Origin of the sequence: Gilliamella sp. M0320 (assembly GCF_016101635.1) — a bacterium.
GTDB lineage: Bacteria > Pseudomonadota > Gammaproteobacteria > Enterobacterales > Orbaceae > Gilliamella > Gilliamella apis.
On record NZ_JACFQD010000001.1, the window covers coordinates 320064 to 341514 of the forward strand.

The following is a 21451-nucleotide window of genomic DNA, read 5'->3' on the forward strand; positions in this document are numbered from 1 at the left end:
GCTAGTCATTACATAATAGCGGTAATTGAATCACTAGGATAACAGCCAAGTACTTTGGTATATAAAGTGATTGCAGCTAATTCTTTAAGCGCGACTTGCATTTCATAATCATGAACATTACCTTGAAGATCAATATAAAACATCTCTTCCCATGGTGTACCATGGATAGGTCGTGATTCAAGTTTTGTCATAACAATATTATGATTACGTAAAACGGATAGGGCATCAACTAAAGCACCAGCTTGTTGGCCAGTTTTCATTAAGATCGTGGTTTTAGCTGGAATTTGCTCGGAAACTTCAATTGGCTCACGCGCTAAAACAATAAAACGAGTAATATTCTCTTTTTGATTAGCAAAATTGTGCTCAAGAACTTGTAGGCCGTATAATTCCCCACCATCTTTGTTACCCATAGCCGCAATATTTGGTTGATTTAATTTCGCGACAGTTTCCATTGCTGATGAAGTGCTATCACAATAAACGATTTTCCAATGTGGATAATTTTCTAGGAAGTTACTGCATTGTTGAAAAGGTTGCGGGTGGCTATAAATGGTATCTATTTGTTCAAGTTTAGCGCTAGGAATGGCTAAAACGCAGTGATCAATCGGTAATGATAGTTCACCAATAATATGTAAATTGGTTTTTTGTAACAAATCATAAACTTCATTGATAGAGCCGGAACTAGAATTTTCTATCGGTAAAATTCCATAATCAACAACTTTTGATTCGACTTTTTCAAACACATCTTTAAAGGTACTGCAGCTTGATTCTGTTAACTGATCAAAGTGAGTACTCGCATAACGGCGGGTTGCCGAATGTGAATATGATCCTTTAGGTCCTAAAAAAGCAATATTTGCTGAGGAAATAGTCCCTTGATTCAGTTTTTCTTGTAAAAGTTTCTGTTGTAATAGCACTGAATCTTCAATAATGATTTGATATAAGCGCTTAATTAAAAGATCATCAAGATTATATTGTTTACCTTGTTCGATTAATGCCTTAATGAGTGAGCGTTCACGAGCTAAATCACGCAAAGGAATGTTAGCCGCTATTTTGGCGTGAATAACTTCGGTCGAAACTTGACGTCTTTCAGCAAGGATTTCAATTAATTTTTGATCGAGTTGGTTAATTTTTTCGCGTAAAGGCAATAAAGGATTGGCAGTCATGTTCATTAATACAATAAAAATAGATGGACAATATTATAGCAAGCAAAAAAATAAAGGCACTATTAAAGTGCCTTTTTATTACTTTTGGACTATTAATTAATATTATTCTTCAACTACTGCATTTTTAATACTGTCAAATGCGCGACGAGATTCGCCTTTATGTTGGATTTTATTCAGTTGTTTTTCCAGTTTAGCAACTAAATCATTAATTGCAGCATACATATCTAAGTGTTTAGCTGAAGCAACTAGTGGTGAACCTTTGGTTGCAATTGTTGCATCAATAATAAATCCATCTGGTTCTTTAGATAAAATAAAGTGAGGGTTAATTAACAGTGCTCTCCATTTATCTAATTTCGAAAATTTATCTTCGAGATAGCTACGAATTGCAGGGGTAATATCCATTTGTTTACTGGTAATGCTTAAAGTCATAATTGACCTCCACTATGTTTACTTACAAATTGAGCTAATACAATTATTCTATTGATTACATTGACAAATTTTTTACATTTCGTCAATAGGTTATTTCAATTTGATTAAACTTTTTGTGAACTTTGTCTAAAATAGTGAATTTCTAGTTATGATTAACCTTTGTGAAACTGCTTTTAAACTATTTTTTATTATATACTGTGGTTTATTTGTGTTAATTTTAAGTATAAGTTGTGTTATTTAATGAGGAATATGTGAATTATTTAAATAATGTTAAGATTGTTTTAGTTGAAACTTCCCATACAGGTAATATGGGTTCTGCCGCTCGTGCAATGAAAACCATGGGATTAACTAATTTATGTTTGGTTAATCCGATAATAAAGCCAGACTCTCAATCTATTTCATTGGCAGCTGGTGCCAGTGATATTATCAAACAGGCACAAATTTTTTCCTCTTTAGAAGAAGCTGTTGCTGATTGTTCTTTAGTTATTGGTACCAGTGCTCGGCCACGAAGCCTACAATGGCCAAATTTAACCCCAAAAGAGTGCGGTGATAAAATAATTGCTGAAGCATCTCATCATGCTCAAGTAGCTTTAGTTTTTGGTCGTGAACGGGTTGGGTTAACTAACGATGAATTACAAAAGTGCCATTTCCATGTCGGTATTCCTGCTAATCCTGACTATAGCTCTTTAAATTTAGCAATGTCAGTACAAGTTCTTTGTTACGAAATTAGAATGTCGATGTTGTCTGCTCAAGACTCACCGTCACAGTTAGCTGATCAAAATATAAATGATACACAATACCCTAACGATGCGGATATTGAACGATTTTATCAGCATTTAGAGCAGACCTTATTACAAACAGGTTTTATTAATCCTAATCATCCGGGGCAAATTATGGGGCGTTTACGAAGATTATTTACTCGTGCCCGTATTGAACAACAAGAGCTGAATATATTAAGGGGAATTTTAACCTCGATAGATAAAAAATAGTTAGTCTATCCCCTAGTAATTTTTCATTAAATCTAGGGGATTTTAGGTTTATTGCATTAACTTTTTTTACGCCAAGTTGTGCCGTTAGCACCGTCTTCTAAAATAATATTCATTTGATTGAGTTTATCTCGTGCCTCATCAGCTAAAGCCCAATTTTTACTAGCACGAGCATCATTACGTTGTTTAATTAATGCTTCAATGAGTTGTGTTTCACTATCATCCTGATTACTACCTTGTAAAAACTTAACCGGATCTTGTTCAAGTAAACCAAGTACAGAAGATAAATAACGTAACTCAGCAGCAAGTTCATTGGCTAGTTGCATATCATTTTCTGCTTTAGCTTTATTTATCTCTCGAGCTAAGTCAAACAAGGTTGAATAGGCTTCTGGAGTATTGAAATCATCATTCATTGCCTGACAAAATTGTCGATAATAATCACTATCAGGTGTGTTATGTGGATAATTAGCATCGGTATCTCGTAAAGCCGTATAAAGTCTTTCTAAAGCGGTTCTAGCTTGCTTTAAATTTTCCTCGCTATAGTTAAGTTGGCTACGATAATGACCTGATAATAAAAAGTAACGCACAGTCTCGGCATCATAATGCTCTAATACATCACGAATGGTGAAAAAATTATTAAGTGATTTAGACATCTTCTCTTGGTCAATCATCACCATACCTGAGTGCATCCAGTAATTTACATATTGACCGTTATGGGCACAGGTTGATTGGGCTATTTCATTTTCATGATGTGGGAACATTAAGTCAGATCCGCCGCCATGAATATCAAAATGATTGCCTAACTGGTGACTATTCATAGCCGAGCATTCAATATGCCAACCTGGACGGCCTTTACCCCATGGCGAATCCCAACTCGGTTCGTTAGGTTTTGACATTTTCCAAAGCACAAAATCCATTGGATTGCGTTTTACATCAACGACATCAACTCGAGCGCCTGCTTGTAACTGTTCTAAATTTTGCCGTGATAAAATGCCGTAGTTAGGATCACTATCGACAGAAAACATGACATCACCGTTATCGGCGATATAAGCATGCTCTTTTTTGATTAACTCTTCTACAAGCTCGATAATTTGCGACATATGACGAGTAGCACGAGGCTCTACATCAGGACGTTTTATATTTAGTGCGTCAAAATCGGCATACATCTCTTTTAACATGCGATCGGTTAATTCATCACAGGTTTCGCCATTTTCAAGCGCACGTTTAATGATTTTGTCATCAACATCGGTAATATTACGCACATAAGTCAGATCGTAACCTAAAAAACGTAAATAGCGAGTAACGACATCAAATGCGACAAAAGTACGACCATGGCCAATGTGGCAAAGATCATAAATGGTAACGCCACAGACATATAGTCCAACTTTATTAGCTGTAATAGGCTGAAATATCTCTTTTTCTCGAGTTAGTGTATTAAAGATTTTTAACATTATTGATTACTGTTCATGTCAGATTATGATTAATTGTTAATATAACAAAAATCAGAGTATGGCGGAATGACTTTTGCTAATCTTAAAGATTAAAAACAGTACAAATAGTGATTGTATTAAGATTGTTTATGGTTTAATCAGTGCAGATTAAAATTGTCAGAAGAAGATTTGATTGAATTTGATATAAAATGACGAGTAAGTCTACTCGTCATTTTATGAAGTAATTTTATTTTATTAATCGATAAATATAAATCAATAAAATAGCACCAAGAACAGAAATAAATAAACTCGGGAAGTTAAAACCAGTTACACTTCCCCAACCGAAGAATGTACTAATGTAACCACCAACTAATGCACCCGCCACGCCAAGTAGAATGGTTTTAAGCACACCAACTTGTCCTAATGGCATAAAAAACTTAGCAATCCATCCAGCAATTAATCCTAGAATAATCCAGCTTAAAATACCCATGATAGTTTCCTTCGTCTAATTAAGTTAAAAGTTACTTTTTGTATAGCTTAAAACATATTGAAGATGAAAATAATCGTTGTGAAAGATATAACTAATTAATAAAACGTAAAATTTACAGCTTTAAAAAAATTGTTATCAAAGAAAGAAGAAAAATGATTAATACTTAGAACTGTGTATAGCCATAGATGTATGCCTAGGTCATTACCAACAACCTTTCATACAAATATTAAGTGTAGTTTACAATTATTTTTTCAAATATTCTAGAAATTTTTAGTACTGCTTAAGTGAAGATTTATATCATCATTTGCTAGGAGCGATAATATAATCGCTCCCGTTAAGTCATTATTCAAAAATAGTTTTGTGTAAAACTTTGATCACATCTTCTGCATCATTACTTCGTGCTAGTAAGCAAAGATTATGCGTGCTAGCGCCATAACAACATAGACGAATAATGAAATCATCTAAAGCTCCAAAAACTTCTTTCGCAATACCTTTAGTTGTGGTCAGATTATTACCAATTATAGCAATCAGCGCTAAATCTTCTTCAACTTCGACATGGCAAACCGTTGATAACTCATCAAATAATGCTTTAGTTAATAAGCTGTTGCCATTGGTATTTGTGCCTGTGGTATCAATGGTTAATGCAATGCTGACTTCAGAGGTTGTTACCAAATCGACCGAGATATTGTGTTTAGCCAATATAGTAAATACATTTGCTAAAAAACCTTGTGCATGTAGCATATTTAAACTGGTTAAGGTTAATAATGTCTGTTGACGACGAAGTGCTAATGCTCTGAACGAAGGTAATGATGATTTAATACTATGAGTATTATAGACAATAGTTCCTCCGTCTTGTGGCGCTTTACTTGAACCGACAAATACCGGAATATTGCTACGCACAGCTGGTACTAGTGTTGCTGGGTGTAAAACTTTAGCTCCAAAAGTGGCCATTTCAGCGGCTTCGGCAAATGATATTTCATCAATACGTTTTGCAGCAGAAGTGATGCGAGGATCGGTGGTATAAATACCAGCAACATCGGTCCAGATATCAATTTGGGTAGCATTTAACGCTTCGCCAAGCAGGGCTGCGGTATAATCGCTTCCACCACGACCTAAAGTTGTGGTTTTACCTGAACTTTCACTACCAATAAAGCCTTGAGTAACCACGGTAGTTTCTGGATTTAATGATTTTAAATGGGCGCAACAAAGTTGTTTAATTTCGTCTATTTTCGGTACTGCTTTACCAAATTTATCATCAGTGCGCATTACTTTACGGACATCAAACCAAATGGCATTTTTTTGTTTTTCTTTTAATATTTCGACAAATAGTTTTGATGACATGATTTCGCCATAACTGACTAATTCATCCGTCAGCGCAGGGGAGGTAGCTAAACTTGCGGCTTCAGATAATGAAGCAATATTGGCAATAATTTGGTCAATTTCAGTGCGTAGAGCTTGATTTTCAGGTAGATTTTCTAAGATATTATATTGAATTGATTGAATTTTAGCGATATGTTTTGCTCTGACGTTGGCATCACGACCTTCAGCTAATGCTACCAGTAAATTGGTTATACCTGCTGAGGCAGATAATACGACTACTTTGACATTAGGATTAGCTAGAACAATATTAGCACTGTTGACCATTGCTGGGTAATCTGCAACGCTAGTACCACCGAATTTAGCAATTATAAATGATGTTTCCATGGATTCCTCATATTAAAAATTCTTATTTTTAACAGAGATAGAGCGGGCATGTCTTACTACCGTTTAAAAAACACATACCGTGAAGCGCTCCACCTGTTAGGGTGACAACCCAAGGGATTCAGCCCTTGTAGCCGATTCAATTGCTTTCTGGAATAACAATCAAACCTCGGCATTACACCCCATTAATCATCTCTTTACGGCTCCAGTTCCTAAAATGATCTACCTGAGTAATGCGCCTCTTCTTTTTTTTGTAATATTGGTTACAAAATCAGTGTCATATAGGATTAACGATTTAACCAAGTGTGTCAATAGCCTAAATATTAAAAAAAATTATCGGTCTGGCTTAAAATAAATTGTTTTTTATAAGCTTCGCTCAAATAATTCAATAATAGTTTGATACAGTTTCTTAACCGAACAATCTTTAGTTGGAGTGCTAAAAATTGTATCATCACCGGCAATGGAGCCTAAAATCCCTTCTGATTTACCAATTGAATCTAACAATCTAGCAATCAGTTGCGCAGCTCCCGGACTGGTACGGATAACCACCATTGAACTATTGTAATCAATATCCAATACTAAATTCTTCAGTGGACTACTAGTGGTTGGTACGCTCATTTCGGCTGGTAAGCAGTAGACCATTTCAGATTTTGCATTGCGAGTTCTTACTGCGCCAAATTTGGTTAACATTCGAGATACTTTGGACTGATTTATATTATCAAATCCTTGTTCCTGTAAGGCCTGTACGATACCTATCTGAGAACTAAACTTTTCTTGTAATAACATTTCTTTAAAAGTTTTAGTGAGATCATTTTGTTTCATACTGTTCCTTTAAATTAAATTTATGACCAATTACGCCAATAGCGTTTATTAATCATATTAACTAGTTATCTAAAATTATCTAATTATAATCTTAAATAATGTCATTATTGGTCATTAAGGTAATATTGCTATTATCAATCTTACCTGCACGCTTAAAACATTTATTTACATAATTATGCATGATATTTGCATAAAATTAAAGGTTAGATTTGCTAGCATTTTTCGGTCGAAAAGCTTGAACAACATGATTATGAGTTTCGATATAAGGGCCATCTAATAAATCAATACAGTATGGAACACTGGCGAAGATACCTGTAACAATAGTATTTCCTTGATCATCTTTCACGCCTTCAAGGGTTTCTTTAATTGATTTAGGCCTGCCAGGTAAGTTTAAAATTAAACATTTTTTTCTAATGACACCGACTTGTCTAGATAAAATTGCTGTAGGAACAAAATGCAAACTAATTTGCCGCATTTGTTCACCAAAACCAGGCATTAATCGGTCAGCAATTGCTAAGGTTGCATTTGGTGTAACATCTCTAATTGCTGGCCCAGTACCGCCTGTGGTTAATATAAGGTGGCATTGCAACTTATCTACCAATTCGCATAAAGTTTCTTCAATGATTAGTTGTTCATCAGGAATAATACGTTGTTCAGTAATAAATGGTGTTTTTAAGGCTGTTTGTAACCATGATAACAATGCTGGAATACCCTCATCTTGATAAATACCTTGTGATGCTCTATCTGATACTGAAACCAAACCAATTTTGACCATAACCTCTAATCCTTAATCTTATATTTATCTAATAATTATATTGTTAGCCTTGAAAATTGAATTATTCTAAAAATCATAACAATATTGTCGATCGGCTAAACATGATATCATATTATATAAATAACAAATTAAGGATTTAGGATTCATTTTATGTCATCAACGCCCGCACTAGAGCTCATAGCGCTCAAGAAAAAATATAAAAATGGTGTAGAAGCATTAAAAGGAATTAATTTAACCGTACAAGCAGGGGATTTTTATGCTTTGCTCGGCCCTAATGGTGCCGGTAAATCAACCACCATTGGTATAATTAGTTCATTAGTTACCAAAACCTCTGGGCAGGTTAAAATCTTTGGATATGATTTAGACAACGATGTTGTTAATGCCAAAAGGCAATTAGGTCTGGTCCCGCAGGAGTTCAACTTTAATCAATTTGAAGAAGTCTTACAAATTGTTACCAATCAGGGTGGTTACTATGGATTGCCACGCAAATTAGCATTGCAACGAGCTGAAAAGTATCTGCGTATTTTAGATTTGTGGGATAAAAGACATAGTCGAGCAAATATGTTATCAGGCGGAATGAAAAGACGGCTAATGATCGCTAGAGCTTTGGTTCATGAACCAAAATTATTAATTCTAGATGAGCCTACCGCCGGAGTTGACATAGAATTACGTCGTTCTATGTGGGAATTTCTCCGCGAGATTAATCAACAAGGTATTACTATTATATTAACCACCCACTATTTGGAAGAAGCAGAAATGCTCTGCCGTCATATTGGTATTATTCAGCATGGAGAATTAATCGCTAACTCATCAATGCGTGATCTGCTAGCAAAAAGTCAATCCGAAACAATCATCATTGATTATGTACCAACAGCTACACCAATCTCTCTTCAAGGCTATCATTATACCGAGGTCGAATCGGGCATGTTAGAAGTTAGTGTAGATAAACAACATGGACTAAATCAGTTGTTTGAACAACTCAATCAACAAAACATAAAAGTAATTAGTGTTCGTAATAAAGCTAATCGATTAGAAGAATTATTTGTAGATTTGGTGCGCAATGATACTAAAGGAGCTATTGATGAATAATTTATATTGGATTGCCTTAAAAAGTATTTGGCGTAAAGAAGTTAACCGATTTTTAAGAATTTGGCTGCAAACATTGATTCCTCCTGTTATTACCATGTCACTCTATTTTATTATTTTTGGTAATCTAATCGGCTCACGTGTTGGTGACATGGGCGGTTTTAGCTATATGGCGTTTATCGTGCCCGGTCTAATTATGATGTCAGTGATTACCAATTCATATACTAATGTCTGCTCTTCATTTTTTAGTGCAAAATTCCAACGTAATATTGAAGAAATACTTGTTGCTCCGGTTCCTACTCATATTATTATTTGGGGATATGTAGGTGGCGGTGTCATGCGCGGTATATTGACAGGTATATTGGTCACAATTGTGTCGTTATTCTTTGTTCGATATCAAGTTTATTCATGGCCATTTGTTATTTTTACCTTATTATTAACCTCAATTTTATTTTCCTTAGCCGGCTTGCTAAATGCCGTATTTGCAAAATCCTTTGATGATATAAGTATTATTCCCACCTTTGTGCTAACTCCGTTAACTTATTTAGGTGGCGTTTTTTATTCAATCACCATGTTACCCACTTTTTGGCAATGGGTTTCTAAAGTCAATCCAATTGTTTATATGATTAATGGATTTCGATATGGTTTTTTAGGCACTAGTGATGTCTCTTTAGTGATCACTTTTGCAATGCTGTTACTTTTTGTGGCTACTTTATATTTTATCGCGTGGCGAGTTATTGAAAGTGGAAGGGGACTCAGGAGTTAGATTAATCTGGATAAAGCTAAACCGCCGACCAATGTCGGCGGTAGGGTAGAACCTATTTTGCACCAGCAACGGCTTCTTTTGCCATTTCAGTAATTTTAGCAAAATCACCTTTAGCAATCGCATCGGTAGGGATAAACCAAGTTCCACCTACACAAAGGACATTATCAAGTGCTAAATAGTCACGATAGTTTTTCGGATTCACACCGCCAGTTGGGCAGAACTTCATATAACCACAAGGACCAGCAAACGCTTTTAACGCAGCAACCCCACCATTTACTTCAGCTGGGAAGAATTTCAATGCCGTTAAGCCATATTCTTGGGCAGTTAATAATTCAGAAATAGTTGCAATCCCAGGAATAACCGGCACAGTACCTTCAACTGCTGCTTTTAAAATAGAATCAGTAATACCCGGAGTGATGATAAATTCCACGCCTGCTTCAGTTGCTTGTTTAAGTTGTTCAACAGTGGTTACTGTTCCTGCACCAACTACAGCTTCAGGTACTTCCTTGATAATTTTTTTAATGGCATCAAGTGCACATTCAGTTCTTAGTGTAACTTCTAGAACTTTAACTCCTCCTGCAATTAATGCTTTTGCTAATGGAACAGCATCTTCTAGACGTTCAATAACAATAACTGGTACAACAGGGCCTAATGTTAAAATTTCTTCAGCAGTTTTTTTCCAACTCTTCATATGCGTTACCTATACTTTATTTACTTCTATACAGCAATAAGCCCTCAAAGTGGTGAGGGCTTATTTTTACTCATAAATACCTAATTTCTTTTCTAAATAATGAATGTTTGTACCACCTTTCATGAAGCCTTCATCATTCATAATTTCTATATGAAGTTCGATATTGGTTTTTATTCCATCGATAACCAGTTCTGCTAATGCATTTTTCATGCGGGCGATGGCGACTTCTCGGGTCTCTCCATAAGCGATTAACTTACCAATCATTGAATCATAATAAGGCGGAACCGCATAACCAGCATAAATATGAGATTCCCAACGAATACCAAATCCACCTGGGGCATGGAAGCGAGTGATTTTCCCCGGAGATGGCATAAACGTTTTTGGATCTTCAGCATTTATTCGACATTCAATGGCATGACCTTTAATTTCAATATCGTCTTGCTTGATAGATAAAGGTTGTCCTGCAGCAATAAGAATCTGCTCACGAATTAGATCAACACCGGTCACCATTTCAGTAACTGGATGTTCTACTTGAATACGGGTATTCATTTCAATGAAATAGAATTCACCATTTTCAAATAAAAATTCAAAAGTACCTGCACCACGATAACCAATCTCAATACATGCATTTACACAACGTTCGCCGATAAATTTACGCATTTTCGGTGTGATGCCAACAGCTGGTGCTTCTTCAACGACTTTTTGATGGCGTCGTTGCATTGAACAGTCACGCTCACCTAAGTAAACGGCATGACCTTGACCATCAGATAGTACTTGAATTTCAATATGACGAGGGTTTTCAAGGAATTTTTCCATATAAACCATGTCATTATTAAAAGCTGTTTTTGCTTCCAGCTTAGTCATTTTGATTGATTGTTCGAGCTCTTTTTCTTCTCGAACAATACGCATTCCGCGGCCACCACCACCGCCAGATGCTTTAATAATCACTGGATAACCAATTTTCTTTGCAATCTGTTTGTTGGTATCCATATTGCTACCAAGTGGACCATCAGAACCAGGAACACATGGTACACCGGCTTTTCTCATTGCTTCAATTGCCGATACTTTATCGCCCATTAAGCGGATAGTATCTGGTTTTGGACCAATAAATATAAAGCCAGAACGTTCGACTTGTTCAGCAAAGTCAGCATTTTCAGATAAAAAACCATATCCTGGATGAATAGCGGCTGCGCCAGTTACTTCGGCAGCAGAAATTAAGGCTGGGATATTAAGATAACTTTTTGCAGAAGCTGCTGGACCAATGCAAACCGTTTCGTCTGCAAGTAAAACATGTTTTAAATCTTTATCTGCCGAAGAGTGAACAGCGACAGTTTTAATTCCAAGTTCTTTACATGCTCGTAAGATGCGAAGAGCAATTTCTCCGCGGTTAGCAATAAGAATTTTATCAAGCATATTCAATCTCTTAATCGTCTAAGTTAATAAATAATTTCTGATTATTCAATAATGAATAGCGGTTGATCGAATTCAACTGGTTGACCATTTTCAACTAAAATAGCTTTAATAGTCCCTGCTTTTTCTGATTCAATTTGGTTCATCATTTTCATCGCTTCAACAATGCAAAGTACATCACCAACATTTACCGATTGGCCGACTTCAACAAATGCTTTCGATTCCGGACTAGGGGTACGATAAAATGTACCAACCATTGGTGATTTTATTGTGGTACCATTAATTGTATTGGTATCTGCGATGACTTCTGCTTCAACAGTTGGAGCAACCACAACAGGAGCTGGTTGAGGAATTTGAATATTTTGCACTGGCGCAGAATAGTTTGCCGCAGGCATAGATCGACTAATTCGAACTGATTCTTCACCTTCAGAAATTTCAAGTTCAGAAATACCTGACTCTTCTACTAATTCAATTAACTTTTTAATTTTGCGTATATCCATGAATTACACCGTGTTTATTTGATATAAATAACAATTATTTTAATGCATACTCAATACCTTAAAAGTTACCTTTTAATACGATACTAAGTTTGTAACTCAACATTAACGCGGAAGGATACACTGTAAATCGTAATTTGTCATTATATATCTCCTTTACAAACACTTGTTATACTATTTTCTAGGTATTATTTTAGAATTGAGATACAATAGTAACCCTTAATTATTATTGAAGCTAGCTGTGGTTTTTATCTGCTAAAAAATCTCTTATTTATCGGATAAAATATAGAAATATATATATTTTGTAGATGCCTTAGTTTGCTTCTGAATACTCAAATATATTCAAACAAGATTAATTCTAGGAAGAGTTTTTATTATGTTCAAAAAAGTTCGCGGCTTGTTTTCAAATGATTTATCGATTGATTTAGGTACAGCCAATACGCTTATTTATGTTAAAGGGCAAGGCATTGTGCTTAACGAACCTTCCGTTGTTGCCATTCGTCAAGATCGCTCTGGAACACCTAAAAGTGTTGCTGCAGTTGGCCATGCTGCGAAACAGATGCTAGGACGAACACCTGGTAATATTGCAGCGATTAGACCAATGAAAGATGGTGTAATTGCCGACTTTTCCGTAACTGAAAAAATGTTACAGTACTTTATTCGACAAGTTCATAGCCATAGTTTTTTAAGACCAAGTCCACGTGTACTAGTTTGTGTGCCTGTAGGTGCTACACAAGTTGAACGCCGGGCTATTCGTGAATCAGCATTAGGTGCTGGCGCACGTGAAGTTTACTTAATTGAAGAACCAATGGCTGCAGCTATTGGCGCTGATTTACCTGTTTCAGCACCGACTGGCTCAATGGTGGTTGATATCGGTGGTGGTACAACTGAAGTCGCCGTTATTTCGTTAAATGGTGTGGTTTATTCAGCGTCGGCACGTATTGGTGGTGACCGCTTTGATGAAGCAATTATTAATTATGTTCGTCGTAATTATGGTGCATTAATTGGTGAAGCAACCGCTGAAAAAATTAAGCACTTTATTGGTAGTGCTTATCCAGGTGATGAAGTGCTTGAAATTGAAGTGCGGGGCCGTAATTTAGCCGAAGGTGTACCACGTAGCTTTACCTTAAATTCAAATGAAATATTAGAAGCGTTGCAAGAACCATTAAGTGGTATTGTTAGCGCGGTTAAAGTAGCACTTGAACAATGTCCTCCAGAACTTGCTTCAGATATTTCTGAGCATGGTATGGTATTAACCGGTGGCGGTGCATTATTGCGTAATATTGATAAATTGTTATCGGCTGAAACTGGTATCCATGTTGTTGTCGCTGAAGATCCACTAACTTGCGTAGCGCGTGGTGGTGGTAAAGCACTTGATATGGTTGATATGCATGGTGGTGATCTCTTTAGTGAAGAATAACGTTAAATAATTACTAATAAGTAACCAACTATTTCATTTTATCCGCCGACATTGTCGGCGGAGTCATATATTAGAATAGTTAACTACTTAGTATATAACAGGTAAATACTGAACAATGAAATTACTTTTTTCTAAACGTTCGCCTCTGAGTGTACAACTATTTATTGCGCTAACACTTGCTCTGACGCTAATGGTATTAGATATTAATTATCGTCCTTTTAAAGAGATTCGTTATTACTTAGATACCATAATTTCACCACTTTATAATGTTTCAAACGCACCAAAATCATCATTTGACTCTCTTTATGAAATGTCAAAAACACAAGAAGCATTAGTTAATGAAAATAGCAAATTGCAAGAAACGTTAATGCAACAGAAAAGTGATCTACTACTACTTGAACATTTGAAACATGAAAATGATCGCCTAAGAGGATTATTAGGTTCACCATTAAGACATGATGAACACAAAATGGCCGCTCAAGTTTTATTAGCTGATACTGATCCTTATGTTTACCAAGTTGTGATCAATAAAGGTGCAAATAATGGTGTTTATGTTGGTCAACCAGTCGTAGATGAGAAAGGAATTGTTGGACAAATTTATCAAACAGCTCAATCAACCAGCCGTGCGATATTAGTCTGTGATTATCAACATGCAATTCCTGTGCAAGTACTAAGAAATGATATTTCTATGGTAGCAGTTGGTAATGGATGTAGTAATGATTTAACCCTTGATTTTTTACCTAATAATGTTGATATCAAAGTTGGTGATGTTTTAGTTACTTCTGGACTTGATGGTCGCTTCCCTGAAGGCTATCCAGTGGCTGTGGTAAGCTCAGTCAAACTTGATATTAGTGATTCAACCCCAATTATTTCTGCTACACCTACAGCGGATTTAAAACGTTTACGCTATTTATTATTACTATGGGGCGAACAAGGAGTAAAACATGAGGGGGAATAGTCGATTTAGTATTTTGATTATCTGGTTAACACTGTTGATAGGCTTATGTTTACAGATTGTTCCATGGTCAGCTGATTATAATATGCTTAAACCGCATTTATTAATGTTAATCATGGCGTATTGGTTAATAGCGCTTCCTCATCGTATTGGAATGGGGATGGCCTTTATATTAGGAATAGTCTTGGATCTATTTTCCGGATCTATTCTTGGTATTCATGCGTTTATTTTTTCCTGTATAGCTTACTTGCTGCTGTTTAAATTTCAGTTGATTCGTAATTTAGCGCTCTGGCAGCAAGCAATTGTTATCTTTGTTGTATCACTTTGTTACAATTTTTTAATATTTTTATTTCAGGTTACTATTTATCACACCATAACGATTTCGCCTTTAATTTTAATATCTAGTTGTGTTGATGGGGTATTATGGATAGTGATTTATCTATTTTTACGAATAATAAGACGGAACTTTGCTATCAATTAAAAAGGAATCATTATGTCTGTTGAATTATTAATGAATGTAACGCCTTCAGAGACTCGTGTTGCTTATATTGAAGACGGTATTTTACAAGAGATCCATGTTGATCGTGAGTCGCGCCGAGGAATTGTTGGCAATATTTATAAAGGAAAAGTGATTCGTATCTTACCTGGTATGCAGGCCGCTTTTGTAGATATTGGTCTTGAAAAAGCTGCTTTTTTGCATGCTTCAGATATTATGCCACATACTGAATGTGTCTCCGATAGTGATCAAGAACAATTTCAAGTTAAAGATATTTCTGAACTGGTTCGCCAAGGTCAAGACTTAATGGTTCAGGTGGTTAAAGATCCTTTAGGAACTAAAGGAGCTAGGTTGACCACTGACATTACATTACCTTCACGATATTTAGTTTTAATGCCGGGGCCAAATTCGACCCATGTTGCTACATCACAACGAATTGAATCTGAAGAAGAGCGAGAAAGGCTGAAAAAAATCGTTGAGCAGTATGTCTCTGATGAAGGCGGTTTTATTGTAAGAACAGCTGCAGAAGGGGCAAATGCCCATGAGCTTGAACAAGATGCTAATTTTTTAAAACGGCTATGGACAAAAATTCAAGAAAGAATGGCTCGTCCGGTTAGTAAAAATTTAGTATATGGAGAGCTAGCTTTATCGCAACGAGTATTACGAGATTTTGTTGGTGATCCAATCGAACGTATATTAGTTGACTCGAAATTAACTTATGACTTGTTAGTTGAATTTACTCAGGAATTTATGCCTGAAGTAACTAGCAAACTAACCCATTATCGTGGCAATATTCCAATTTTCGATCTGTATGATATTGAAAATGAAATTCAAAGAGCGCTAGATAGAAAAGTTAAATTAAAATCTGGTGGTTATTTGATTATCGATCAGACCGAAGCCATGACTACCATTGATATTAATACCGGTGCATTTGTTGGTCATCGAAATTTAGAAGAGACGATTTTTAATACGAATATCGAAGCAACGATTGCCATTGCCCGCCAATTAAGATTACGTAATTTAGGTGGCATTATTATTATCGATTTTATCGATATGCAAGAAGATATTCACCGTGAACGGGTATTACAATCTTTACAAGATTTTTTAGCTAAAGATCGAGCACGAACATCCGTTAATACTTTCTCCGGTTTAGGATTAGTTGAAATGACCCGTAAACGTACGCGTGAAAGTATTGGCCATATTCTTTGTGAAGAATGTCCATCTTGTAAAGGTCGTGGTATTGTTAAATCTGTCGAAACAGTATGTAATGAAATATTGCGTGAGATTGTTCGTGTTTATAAAGCTCATCGCTCTGAGTACTTCTTAGTTTATGCATCAGCCGCAGTAGCCAATGCACTGACCAATGACGAGTCTCATGCTTTAGCCGAAGTTGAAGTCTTTGTAGGCAAACGAGTTGAAGTAAAAGTTGAACCACTGTATATACAAGAACAGTATGATGTTGTACTTATGTGATTAGTTTAACTGTATTAACCATAAAAATAGGTAAAACCTAATCGATAAGTGATTGTCAGAAAAACATTTTTTATTTTTTATCAATAAATTAAGGAATTTATGAAAGTAACTCAAGTGAGTGAAAGGTTACTCCACCCAAATAACTTAAATCAACAAGATATAGCTAATTTACTTGATATGTTAAGTTCAAGAAAAATTGATTTTGGTGATTTATATTTTCTATCCGGTTATTATGAAAGTTGGTCACTTGAAGATAGTATAATCAAAAATGCTTCTTTCCATCGTGATCAAGGTGTTGGTGTGCGAGCAATTATTGGTGAAAAAACTGGATTTGCTTATACCGATCAATTGTCATTAGCTCGCTTGGAACAGAGTGTATTGGCTGCTAATTCAATTACTAAACAGCAAACACCTATAGCCGTTACACCTTTTAAAACGGCGCAAGATATCACGCTCTATCCTTCGATAAATCCAATAAACAGTTTTGCTCAGGAACAAAAGATTGCCATATTACAGCAAGTGGATAAATTAGCCCGATCGATCGATTCAAGAGTAATTGAAGTATCGGCAAGCTTAATTGGTAGTTATGAAGATATCTTAATCGCAGCTACTGATGGTACCTTAAGTGCTGATGTTCGCCCATTAGTTCGCTTATCGGTATCTGTTCTAGTGGAACAAGATGGTAAACGAGAACGAGGTAGCAGTGGTGGTGGTGGCCGATTTGGTTATGACTATTTTTTAACAACTAACCTTAAAACTGGTGAAAGCCATATCGATAGTTATACTCGCGAAGCGGTGCGACAGGCTTTAGTATTACTTTCAGCTAAGCCAGCACCTGCAGGCACAATGCCGGTGGTGTTAGGCGCAGGTTGGCCCGGTGTATTACTACATGAAGCAGTTGGTCATGGATTAGAAGGTGACTTTAATCGTAAAAATAGCTCGGTATTTTCCGGTAAAATTGGTCAGCAAGTTACCTCAGAACTTTGTACTATAGTTGATGATGGTACTATTGCTAATCGTCGTGGTTCACTTTCTATTGATGATGAAGGCACACCTAGCCAAAAAACGGTATTAATTGAAAATGGCATTTTAAAAGGTTATATGTTTGATAAGCTCAATGCAAAATTAATGAATTGTTCTTCGACTGGCAATGGCCGTCGTGAAGGTTACGCATACTTACCAATGCCTAGAATGACAAATACCTATATGCTTGCCGGAACATCGAGTTTTGATGATATTATTCAAAGTGTTGACTATGGTTTATATGCCCCTAACTTTGCTGGTGGGCAAGTTGATATAACTTCGGGTAAATTTGTTTTTTCAACTTCAGAAGCTTATTTAATTGAAAAAGGTAAAATTACTATGCCAGTTAAAGGTGCAACACTTATTGGTTCAGGCATTGAAACTATGCAACAGATTTCAATGGTAGGGAATGATCTAGAATTAGATTCAGGTGTTGGCGTTTGTGGTAAAGCCGGGCAAAGTGTACCGGTTGGTGTTGGCCAACCGACTTTAAAAGTGAATAATTTAACGGTAGGTGGTACTATTAACCACTAATAATAATACATTAATGAGAAATTAAGCTAAATGGATACAATCATTACACTCTATCAAGCATTTGTTCATATGGATCTTGCAACACTCTCAAATCCGAATGTGTTATGGATATTATATGGCATGCTTTTTGTTATCATTTTATTAGAAAATGGTGTGTTACCAGCAGCCTTTTTACCGGGTGATAGTTTATTGTTTCTAACTGGCGTATTAATTAGTCAAAATGTTTTTCATTTTGGTTTAATAAACTTAATTCTAATTGCGGGTGCCGCATTTGGTACATGGCTTGGTTATGCGCAGGGGCGCTGGCTTGGCAATAACAAAATTGTGCAAAATTGGATGGCGCATTTACCCGAAAAATATCATCGTAAATCGGAAGTTTTATTTCATAAATACGGATTACAAGCCTTATTTATCGGACGATTTATTGCATTTGTGCGTACTTTATTACCGATGATGGCAGGATTATCAGGTTTACATAGCCGTAAATTTCATATTTATAACTGGATCAGTGCGACATTATGGATTTTCTTAATTGTTACATTAGGTTATTTATTCGGCTTATCGCCGATTTTCAAAACCTATGAAAAGCAAATCATGTCATTACTTATGTTAATACCGGTAATTTTATTGCTATTAGGTTTGCTTTTTACAATTTGGCTAGCATTTAAACGTTGGTTGAATAATAAAAAGCAAGTGAAACAAGATACAACAGAAAAGTAAAAAAGCGAAATTAACCGATAAGCCGGGTTCTGTCGTGGACAATCATTCCTCTAGGCTAATACTCACGCATTAGCTCAAGCAGTCTACCCGGATTCAACGCGGGCCGCGCCAATGAATCCCTATTTGACCTTGCTCCGAGTGGAGTTTACCGTGCCACAACTGTTACCAGTTGCGCGGTGCGCTCTTACCGCACCCTTTCACCCTTACCTGATCTTATTACTAAGCCATCGGCGGTATACTCTCTGTTGCACTAGTCGTGAATTTTAGCTCGCGCCAAAACCCCCCAGGCGTTACCTGGCACTCTGCCCTATGGAGCCCGGACTTTCCTCCCCTCTGTTTGTCTCCCTTTTGCAAGGGACTACAACAAAGCAGCGATTGTCTGGTTAATTTCGGCAAAGAGTATAACCTAATCGTTATTTTTGTCCAGAACAGAATAGGGATTATGGTTGCAATCTGTGCAAAAGCATTAATTTGAGTATAAGAAAATTGACGTTTGATGAATAAGTAAGTTTAACTATTCTATGTGGTTTAGAGAACATAAACTAAAAAGCACATCAATTTGATGTGCCTTACTTAATCAGTAATGAGAATTACCATTTTTTCTGTTTATTATTTTGATCGTAATTAAACCAAGTAACTACACCTTGGTTAACAATGACTTCTAAAGTACCTTCGACAATATCATACTGTGTTTCACCTAATAAAACATTATTCGTTGAACTCTTTTTAAGATATTTATAAGTCCATTTAGTCTCATTGCTATTAATAACGGTTTTAGCTGTTGGTTCACCAAAAATATGTAAAAGCTGTGTTTCAGTGGTCGAACCTTCTACTATTTTATTCACTTTTTCGTGACTTAGAGGGGCTCCTTGTTCAAAATAATTTTTTTGTGAACATGCTGCTAATGCCAATATTGAAAAAAGAACGACCAAAATTTTACTAAGATTTTTCATGGATTCTTGCCTATTAATTTATGATTTATAACAAAAGATAGCTAATCATAGCATAGCTTTACTGTTGTAGAAAATGACCGAATCATAAATTTCAATAATAATAATTAACCTTAATAATTGATATAAAAGGATAAAACGAATATATGGAAACATTTTAATTTCTTTATGTTTCCATTTTTTTAAAGTGGATAAGATGTTTATCTCTAGTTATTGTTTTATCCTTTATCGTCTTGTTTTTTTCTTAAAACTCGCTTAATTGGTTGTTTTGTCATGGAATTAATATAACGACTTGGCCAAATTTGCGAAGGTTTCAAATTAAGAGCCTTGGCTATAATAGTTTCTCCTTTGGTCCACGGTCTCACTAGTGCGTTGCTTAATGTTGATGAGCTCAAACCTGATTTACGAGATAATTCAGCCAGTGTAGTACCTTTCTTTTTTAATGCGGCAATTATATCTGCTTTGTGCCAGTCGTTGGATTTTATTTCCATTTTTTCTTCCTTCGTAGTTTATAACATTAAATATCTATGTTATGCTTTCATGTTATTAAAACCAGTAAGTTTATAATTTAACTTTTAACATCATTAATAAGTTGTTTCTTATTATTGTAACAAAGTTTCTTTAATTTCTGTAATTTTTTTCTTGTTTCTTAAAAATAGGGTAATTAAAATGAAAGAGTGGTTCTCTCCCAAAGAACTATTAAGCGTTGCTGGAATGCCTTCAACAACGCAAGGGATTAACCGTAAAGCAAGAGCTGAAAAGTGGACTTCTCGAAAACGATCTGGTGTTCGTGGTAAAGCACTTGAATATCATATAAGTAGTTTATCGATAGATGTGAAAAAAGCTTTATGTCTTGAAGAAGAAAGTGCGACTTACGTAGTTTCGCCAATAGATCCGCTACAACTTTGGATGACTGCTTTTGAACAGCTATCTATTGAAGAACAAACAATTGTTAGTTCATGGCTAATGCGTAACGGCATTAAGGATTTTATTACCTTTATTAATAAACATAAAAAAGATAATTAGTGTTATTGTATAAGCTGATATATACTCTAACGTCAGAAAATTTTAGTTGCTACAATGGAATAACCAATGGAAAATAAGTTTCAATTAACGAATAGTAAAGAGATTATTATTTATTTAGCTCAACAGTTTCCGAATTGTTTTACAATTGAAGGGGAAGCCAAACCTTTAAAAATTGGCATCTTTCAAGATATCCTTTCTCATCTTGAAAATAGTGAAATACTTAGTAAAACCAAACTCCGTGTTGCATTAAGAGCTTATACAATGGGTTGGCGTTACCTATATAGTATAAAAGAAGGTGCTCATCGCGTTGATTTAAATGGTAATCCAACTGAAGTTATCACCAAAGAACAAATGGAACATGCACAACAGCAATTGAAAGAAAGCAAAGAACAAGCTAAAGAACGTGCAAAACAAAAACGCAAAGCGACCCCAAAACCAGCTAGAAAACCTCGTACTTTGAAATTAGGTGATTTTGTTAAAGTTAATGTTGGTAATAAACCAATAAAAGGACAAATCATTACAATTGAAAAGGAACATATCAAAGTTAAAGTAGGTGCTGGAATGGAGTTAATGGTTAAACCTGAGCATATTATTAATAGATAGAGAATTTA

23 protein-coding genes, 1 other RNA gene and 1 riboswitch are annotated in these 21451 nt (G+C 35.6%); of the genes, 11 read left to right on the forward strand and 13 right to left on the reverse strand.

Annotated elements, in window-relative coordinates; translation table 11 throughout:
• Nucleotides 1-8 precede the first annotated feature (8 nt).
• Both pheA and raiA read right to left on the reverse strand, forming a co-directional pair.
• Nucleotides 9-1160, reverse strand: coding sequence for a bifunctional chorismate mutase/prephenate dehydratase (pheA, locus tag H3T83_RS01430; protein WP_086357319.1), 1152 nt, complete (start codon nt 1158-1160; stop codon nt 9-11).
• Nucleotides 1161-1262: 102 nt separating this feature from the next.
• Nucleotides 1263-1589 (reverse strand): ribosome-associated translation inhibitor RaiA, encoded by a 327-nt coding sequence (gene raiA / locus H3T83_RS01435; protein ID WP_065578552.1) that lies wholly within the window; start codon nt 1587-1589, stop codon nt 1263-1265.
• A 251-nt stretch (nt 1590-1840) separates the two neighbouring features.
• On the opposite strand from raiA, the gene trmJ reads away from it, so the two are divergent.
• Complete coding sequence (gene trmJ / locus H3T83_RS01440) at nt 1841-2578, forward strand: tRNA (cytosine(32)/uridine(32)-2'-O)-methyltransferase TrmJ (protein ID WP_198214876.1); 738 nt, start codon at nt 1841-1843, stop codon at nt 2576-2578.
• 56 nt (nt 2579-2634) lie between these two features.
• Here trmJ and cysS read toward each other — a convergent pair whose 3' ends face one another.
• The 5 genes from cysS to mog form a co-directional block, all read right to left on the reverse strand.
• Nucleotides 2635-4026, reverse strand: a complete 1392-nt coding sequence (cysS, locus tag H3T83_RS01445; protein WP_065614499.1) for a cysteine--tRNA ligase — start codon at nt 4024-4026, stop codon at nt 2635-2637.
• A gap of 226 nt (nt 4027-4252) precedes the next feature.
• Nucleotides 4253-4495 (reverse strand): GlsB/YeaQ/YmgE family stress response membrane protein, encoded by a 243-nt coding sequence (locus H3T83_RS01450; RefSeq protein ID WP_065578554.1) that lies wholly within the window; start codon nt 4493-4495, stop codon nt 4253-4255.
• Nucleotides 4496-4837: 342 nt separating this feature from the next.
• Nucleotides 4838-6199: a lysine-sensitive aspartokinase 3 gene (gene lysC / locus H3T83_RS01455; RefSeq protein ID WP_198214877.1), complete on the reverse strand. Its 1362-nt coding sequence runs from the start codon at nt 6197-6199 to the stop codon at nt 4838-4840.
• Nucleotides 6200-6273: 74 nt separating this feature from the next.
• Nucleotides 6274-6448: riboswitch (Lysine riboswitch) on the reverse strand.
• Between the two features lie 111 nt (nt 6449-6559).
• On the reverse strand, nt 6560-7018 hold the full coding sequence (gene argR / locus H3T83_RS01460) for a transcriptional regulator ArgR (RefSeq protein ID WP_034905059.1): 459 nt from the start codon (nt 7016-7018) through the stop codon (nt 6560-6562).
• 196 nt (nt 7019-7214) lie between these two features.
• Complete coding sequence (gene mog / locus H3T83_RS01465; protein ID WP_065614501.1) at nt 7215-7793, reverse strand: molybdopterin adenylyltransferase; 579 nt, start codon at nt 7791-7793, stop codon at nt 7215-7217.
• 150 nt (nt 7794-7943) lie between these two features.
• Here mog and H3T83_RS01470 point away from each other — a divergent pair, with 150 nt between their 5' ends.
• Nucleotides 7944-8882 (forward strand): ABC transporter ATP-binding protein, encoded by a 939-nt coding sequence (locus H3T83_RS01470; protein ID WP_065650766.1) that lies wholly within the window; start codon nt 7944-7946, stop codon nt 8880-8882.
• The gene (locus H3T83_RS01475; RefSeq protein WP_065578558.1) at nt 8875-9645 is read left to right on the forward strand and encodes an ABC transporter permease; all 771 of its coding nucleotides are present in this window, start codon (nt 8875-8877) and stop codon (nt 9643-9645) included. The genes H3T83_RS01470 and H3T83_RS01475 overlap by 8 nt, the downstream gene beginning before the upstream one ends.
• A gap of 52 nt (nt 9646-9697) precedes the next feature.
• Here H3T83_RS01475 and H3T83_RS01480 read toward each other — a convergent pair whose 3' ends face one another.
• The 3 genes from H3T83_RS01480 to accB all read right to left on the reverse strand — a co-directional run bounded on the left by H3T83_RS01480 (nt 9698) and on the right by accB (nt 12246).
• Nucleotides 9698-10336: a bifunctional 4-hydroxy-2-oxoglutarate aldolase/2-dehydro-3-deoxy-phosphogluconate aldolase gene (locus H3T83_RS01480; RefSeq protein WP_034904782.1), complete on the reverse strand. Its 639-nt coding sequence runs from the start codon at nt 10334-10336 to the stop codon at nt 9698-9700.
• Nucleotides 10337-10402: 66 nt separating this feature from the next.
• Nucleotides 10403-11749, reverse strand: coding sequence for an acetyl-CoA carboxylase biotin carboxylase subunit (accC, locus tag H3T83_RS01485; RefSeq protein WP_198214878.1), 1347 nt, complete (start codon nt 11747-11749; stop codon nt 10403-10405).
• A 41-nt stretch (nt 11750-11790) separates the two neighbouring features.
• Entirely contained in the window at nt 11791-12246 is a 456-nt protein-coding gene (gene accB, locus H3T83_RS01490; RefSeq protein ID WP_065578561.1) for an acetyl-CoA carboxylase biotin carboxyl carrier protein, read from the reverse strand.
• A 373-nt stretch (nt 12247-12619) separates the two neighbouring features.
• Between accB and H3T83_RS01495 the strand changes: the two genes are divergently transcribed.
• From H3T83_RS01495 to H3T83_RS01520, 6 genes are all read left to right on the forward strand, one after another.
• A complete protein-coding gene (locus H3T83_RS01495; RefSeq protein ID WP_065562215.1) occupies nt 12620-13663 on the forward strand; it encodes a rod shape-determining protein in 1044 nt (347 codons plus the stop codon).
• Nucleotides 13664-13778: 115 nt separating this feature from the next.
• Nucleotides 13779-14621 (forward strand): rod shape-determining protein MreC, encoded by an 843-nt coding sequence (gene mreC / locus H3T83_RS01500; RefSeq protein WP_065614506.1) that lies wholly within the window; start codon nt 13779-13781, stop codon nt 14619-14621.
• Nucleotides 14608-15099 carry a rod shape-determining protein MreD gene (mreD, locus tag H3T83_RS01505; RefSeq protein WP_065614507.1) on the forward strand — a complete coding sequence of 164 codons (492 nt, stop codon included), beginning with the start codon at nt 14608-14610 and terminating at the stop codon, nt 15097-15099. Before mreC ends, mreD begins: the two co-directional genes overlap by 14 nt.
• Nucleotides 15100-15111: 12 nt before the next feature.
• The gene (gene rng / locus H3T83_RS01510) at nt 15112-16587 is read left to right on the forward strand and encodes a ribonuclease G (protein ID WP_065578564.1); all 1476 of its coding nucleotides are present in this window, start codon (nt 15112-15114) and stop codon (nt 16585-16587) included.
• A 99-nt stretch (nt 16588-16686) separates the two neighbouring features.
• Nucleotides 16687-18144, forward strand: coding sequence for a metalloprotease TldD (gene tldD / locus H3T83_RS01515; protein ID WP_198214879.1), 1458 nt, complete (start codon nt 16687-16689; stop codon nt 18142-18144).
• Nucleotides 18145-18174: 30 nt separating this feature from the next.
• Entirely contained in the window at nt 18175-18864 is a 690-nt protein-coding gene (locus H3T83_RS01520; RefSeq protein ID WP_198214880.1) for a DedA family protein, read from the forward strand.
• A 2-nt stretch (nt 18865-18866) separates the two neighbouring features.
• On the opposite strand, the gene rnpB is transcribed toward H3T83_RS01520, so the two are convergent.
• The 3 genes from rnpB to H3T83_RS01535 form a co-directional block, all read right to left on the reverse strand.
• Nucleotides 18867-19255, reverse strand: an RNA gene (gene rnpB, locus H3T83_RS01525) — RNase P RNA component class A.
• A gap of 199 nt (nt 19256-19454) precedes the next feature.
• On the reverse strand, nt 19455-19817 hold the full coding sequence (locus H3T83_RS01530) for a hypothetical protein (protein WP_065578567.1): 363 nt from the start codon (nt 19815-19817) through the stop codon (nt 19455-19457).
• A 215-nt stretch (nt 19818-20032) separates the two neighbouring features.
• Nucleotides 20033-20305 carry a helix-turn-helix transcriptional regulator gene (locus H3T83_RS01535; protein ID WP_198214881.1) on the reverse strand — a complete coding sequence of 91 codons (273 nt, stop codon included), beginning with the start codon at nt 20303-20305 and terminating at the stop codon, nt 20033-20035.
• A gap of 178 nt (nt 20306-20483) precedes the next feature.
• Here H3T83_RS01535 and H3T83_RS01540 point away from each other — a divergent pair, with 178 nt between their 5' ends.
• Together H3T83_RS01540 and proQ are read left to right on the forward strand one after the other, a co-directional pair.
• Nucleotides 20484-20840, forward strand: a complete 357-nt coding sequence (locus tag H3T83_RS01540; protein ID WP_065578569.1) for a DNA-binding protein — start codon at nt 20484-20486, stop codon at nt 20838-20840.
• Between the two features lie 66 nt (nt 20841-20906).
• Nucleotides 20907-21443: an RNA chaperone ProQ gene (gene proQ / locus H3T83_RS01545; protein WP_065578570.1), complete on the forward strand. Its 537-nt coding sequence runs from the start codon at nt 20907-20909 to the stop codon at nt 21441-21443.
• Nucleotides 21444-21451 lie beyond the last annotated feature (8 nt).

Coding starts and splice junctions, on each gene's coding strand:
- H3T83_RS01540 (WP_065578569.1), top strand. CDS start 20,484: ATGAAAGAGTGGTTCTCTCCCAAAGAACTATTAAGCGTTGCTGGAATG.
- H3T83_RS01450 (WP_065578554.1), bottom strand. CDS start 4,495: ATGGGTATTTTAAGCTGGATTATTCTAGGATTAATTGCTGGATGGATT.
- rng (WP_065578564.1), top strand. CDS start 15,112: ATGTCTGTTGAATTATTAATGAATGTAACGCCTTCAGAGACTCGTGTT.
- cysS (WP_065614499.1), bottom strand. CDS start 4,026: ATGTTAAAAATCTTTAATACACTAACTCGAGAAAAAGAGATATTTCAG.
- H3T83_RS01535 (WP_198214881.1), bottom strand. CDS start 20,305: ATGGAAATAAAATCCAACGACTGGCACAAAGCAGATATAATTGCCGCA.
- raiA (WP_065578552.1), bottom strand. CDS start 1,589: ATGACTTTAAGCATTACCAGTAAACAAATGGATATTACCCCTGCAATT.
- pheA (WP_086357319.1), bottom strand. CDS start 1,160: ATGACTGCCAATCCTTTATTGCCTTTACGCGAAAAAATTAACCAACTC.
- mog (WP_065614501.1), bottom strand. CDS start 7,793: ATGGTCAAAATTGGTTTGGTTTCAGTATCAGATAGAGCATCACAAGGT.
- H3T83_RS01520 (WP_198214880.1), top strand. CDS start 18,175: ATGGATACAATCATTACACTCTATCAAGCATTTGTTCATATGGATCTT.
- proQ (WP_065578570.1), top strand. CDS start 20,907: ATGGAAAATAAGTTTCAATTAACGAATAGTAAAGAGATTATTATTTAT.
- tldD (WP_198214879.1), top strand. CDS start 16,687: ATGAAAGTAACTCAAGTGAGTGAAAGGTTACTCCACCCAAATAACTTA.
- H3T83_RS01530 (WP_065578567.1), bottom strand. CDS start 19,817: ATGAAAAATCTTAGTAAAATTTTGGTCGTTCTTTTTTCAATATTGGCA.
- mreC (WP_065614506.1), top strand. CDS start 13,779: ATGAAATTACTTTTTTCTAAACGTTCGCCTCTGAGTGTACAACTATTT.
- lysC (WP_198214877.1), bottom strand. CDS start 6,199: ATGGAAACATCATTTATAATTGCTAAATTCGGTGGTACTAGCGTTGCA.
- argR (WP_034905059.1), bottom strand. CDS start 7,018: ATGAAACAAAATGATCTCACTAAAACTTTTAAAGAAATGTTATTACAA.
- accB (WP_065578561.1), bottom strand. CDS start 12,246: ATGGATATACGCAAAATTAAAAAGTTAATTGAATTAGTAGAAGAGTCA.
- H3T83_RS01480 (WP_034904782.1), bottom strand. CDS start 10,336: ATGAAGAGTTGGAAAAAAACTGCTGAAGAAATTTTAACATTAGGCCCT.
- mreD (WP_065614507.1), top strand. CDS start 14,608: ATGAGGGGGAATAGTCGATTTAGTATTTTGATTATCTGGTTAACACTG.
- H3T83_RS01495 (WP_065562215.1), top strand. CDS start 12,620: ATGTTCAAAAAAGTTCGCGGCTTGTTTTCAAATGATTTATCGATTGAT.
- H3T83_RS01470 (WP_065650766.1), top strand. CDS start 7,944: ATGTCATCAACGCCCGCACTAGAGCTCATAGCGCTCAAGAAAAAATAT.
- accC (WP_198214878.1), bottom strand. CDS start 11,749: ATGCTTGATAAAATTCTTATTGCTAACCGCGGAGAAATTGCTCTTCGC.
- H3T83_RS01475 (WP_065578558.1), top strand. CDS start 8,875: ATGAATAATTTATATTGGATTGCCTTAAAAAGTATTTGGCGTAAAGAA.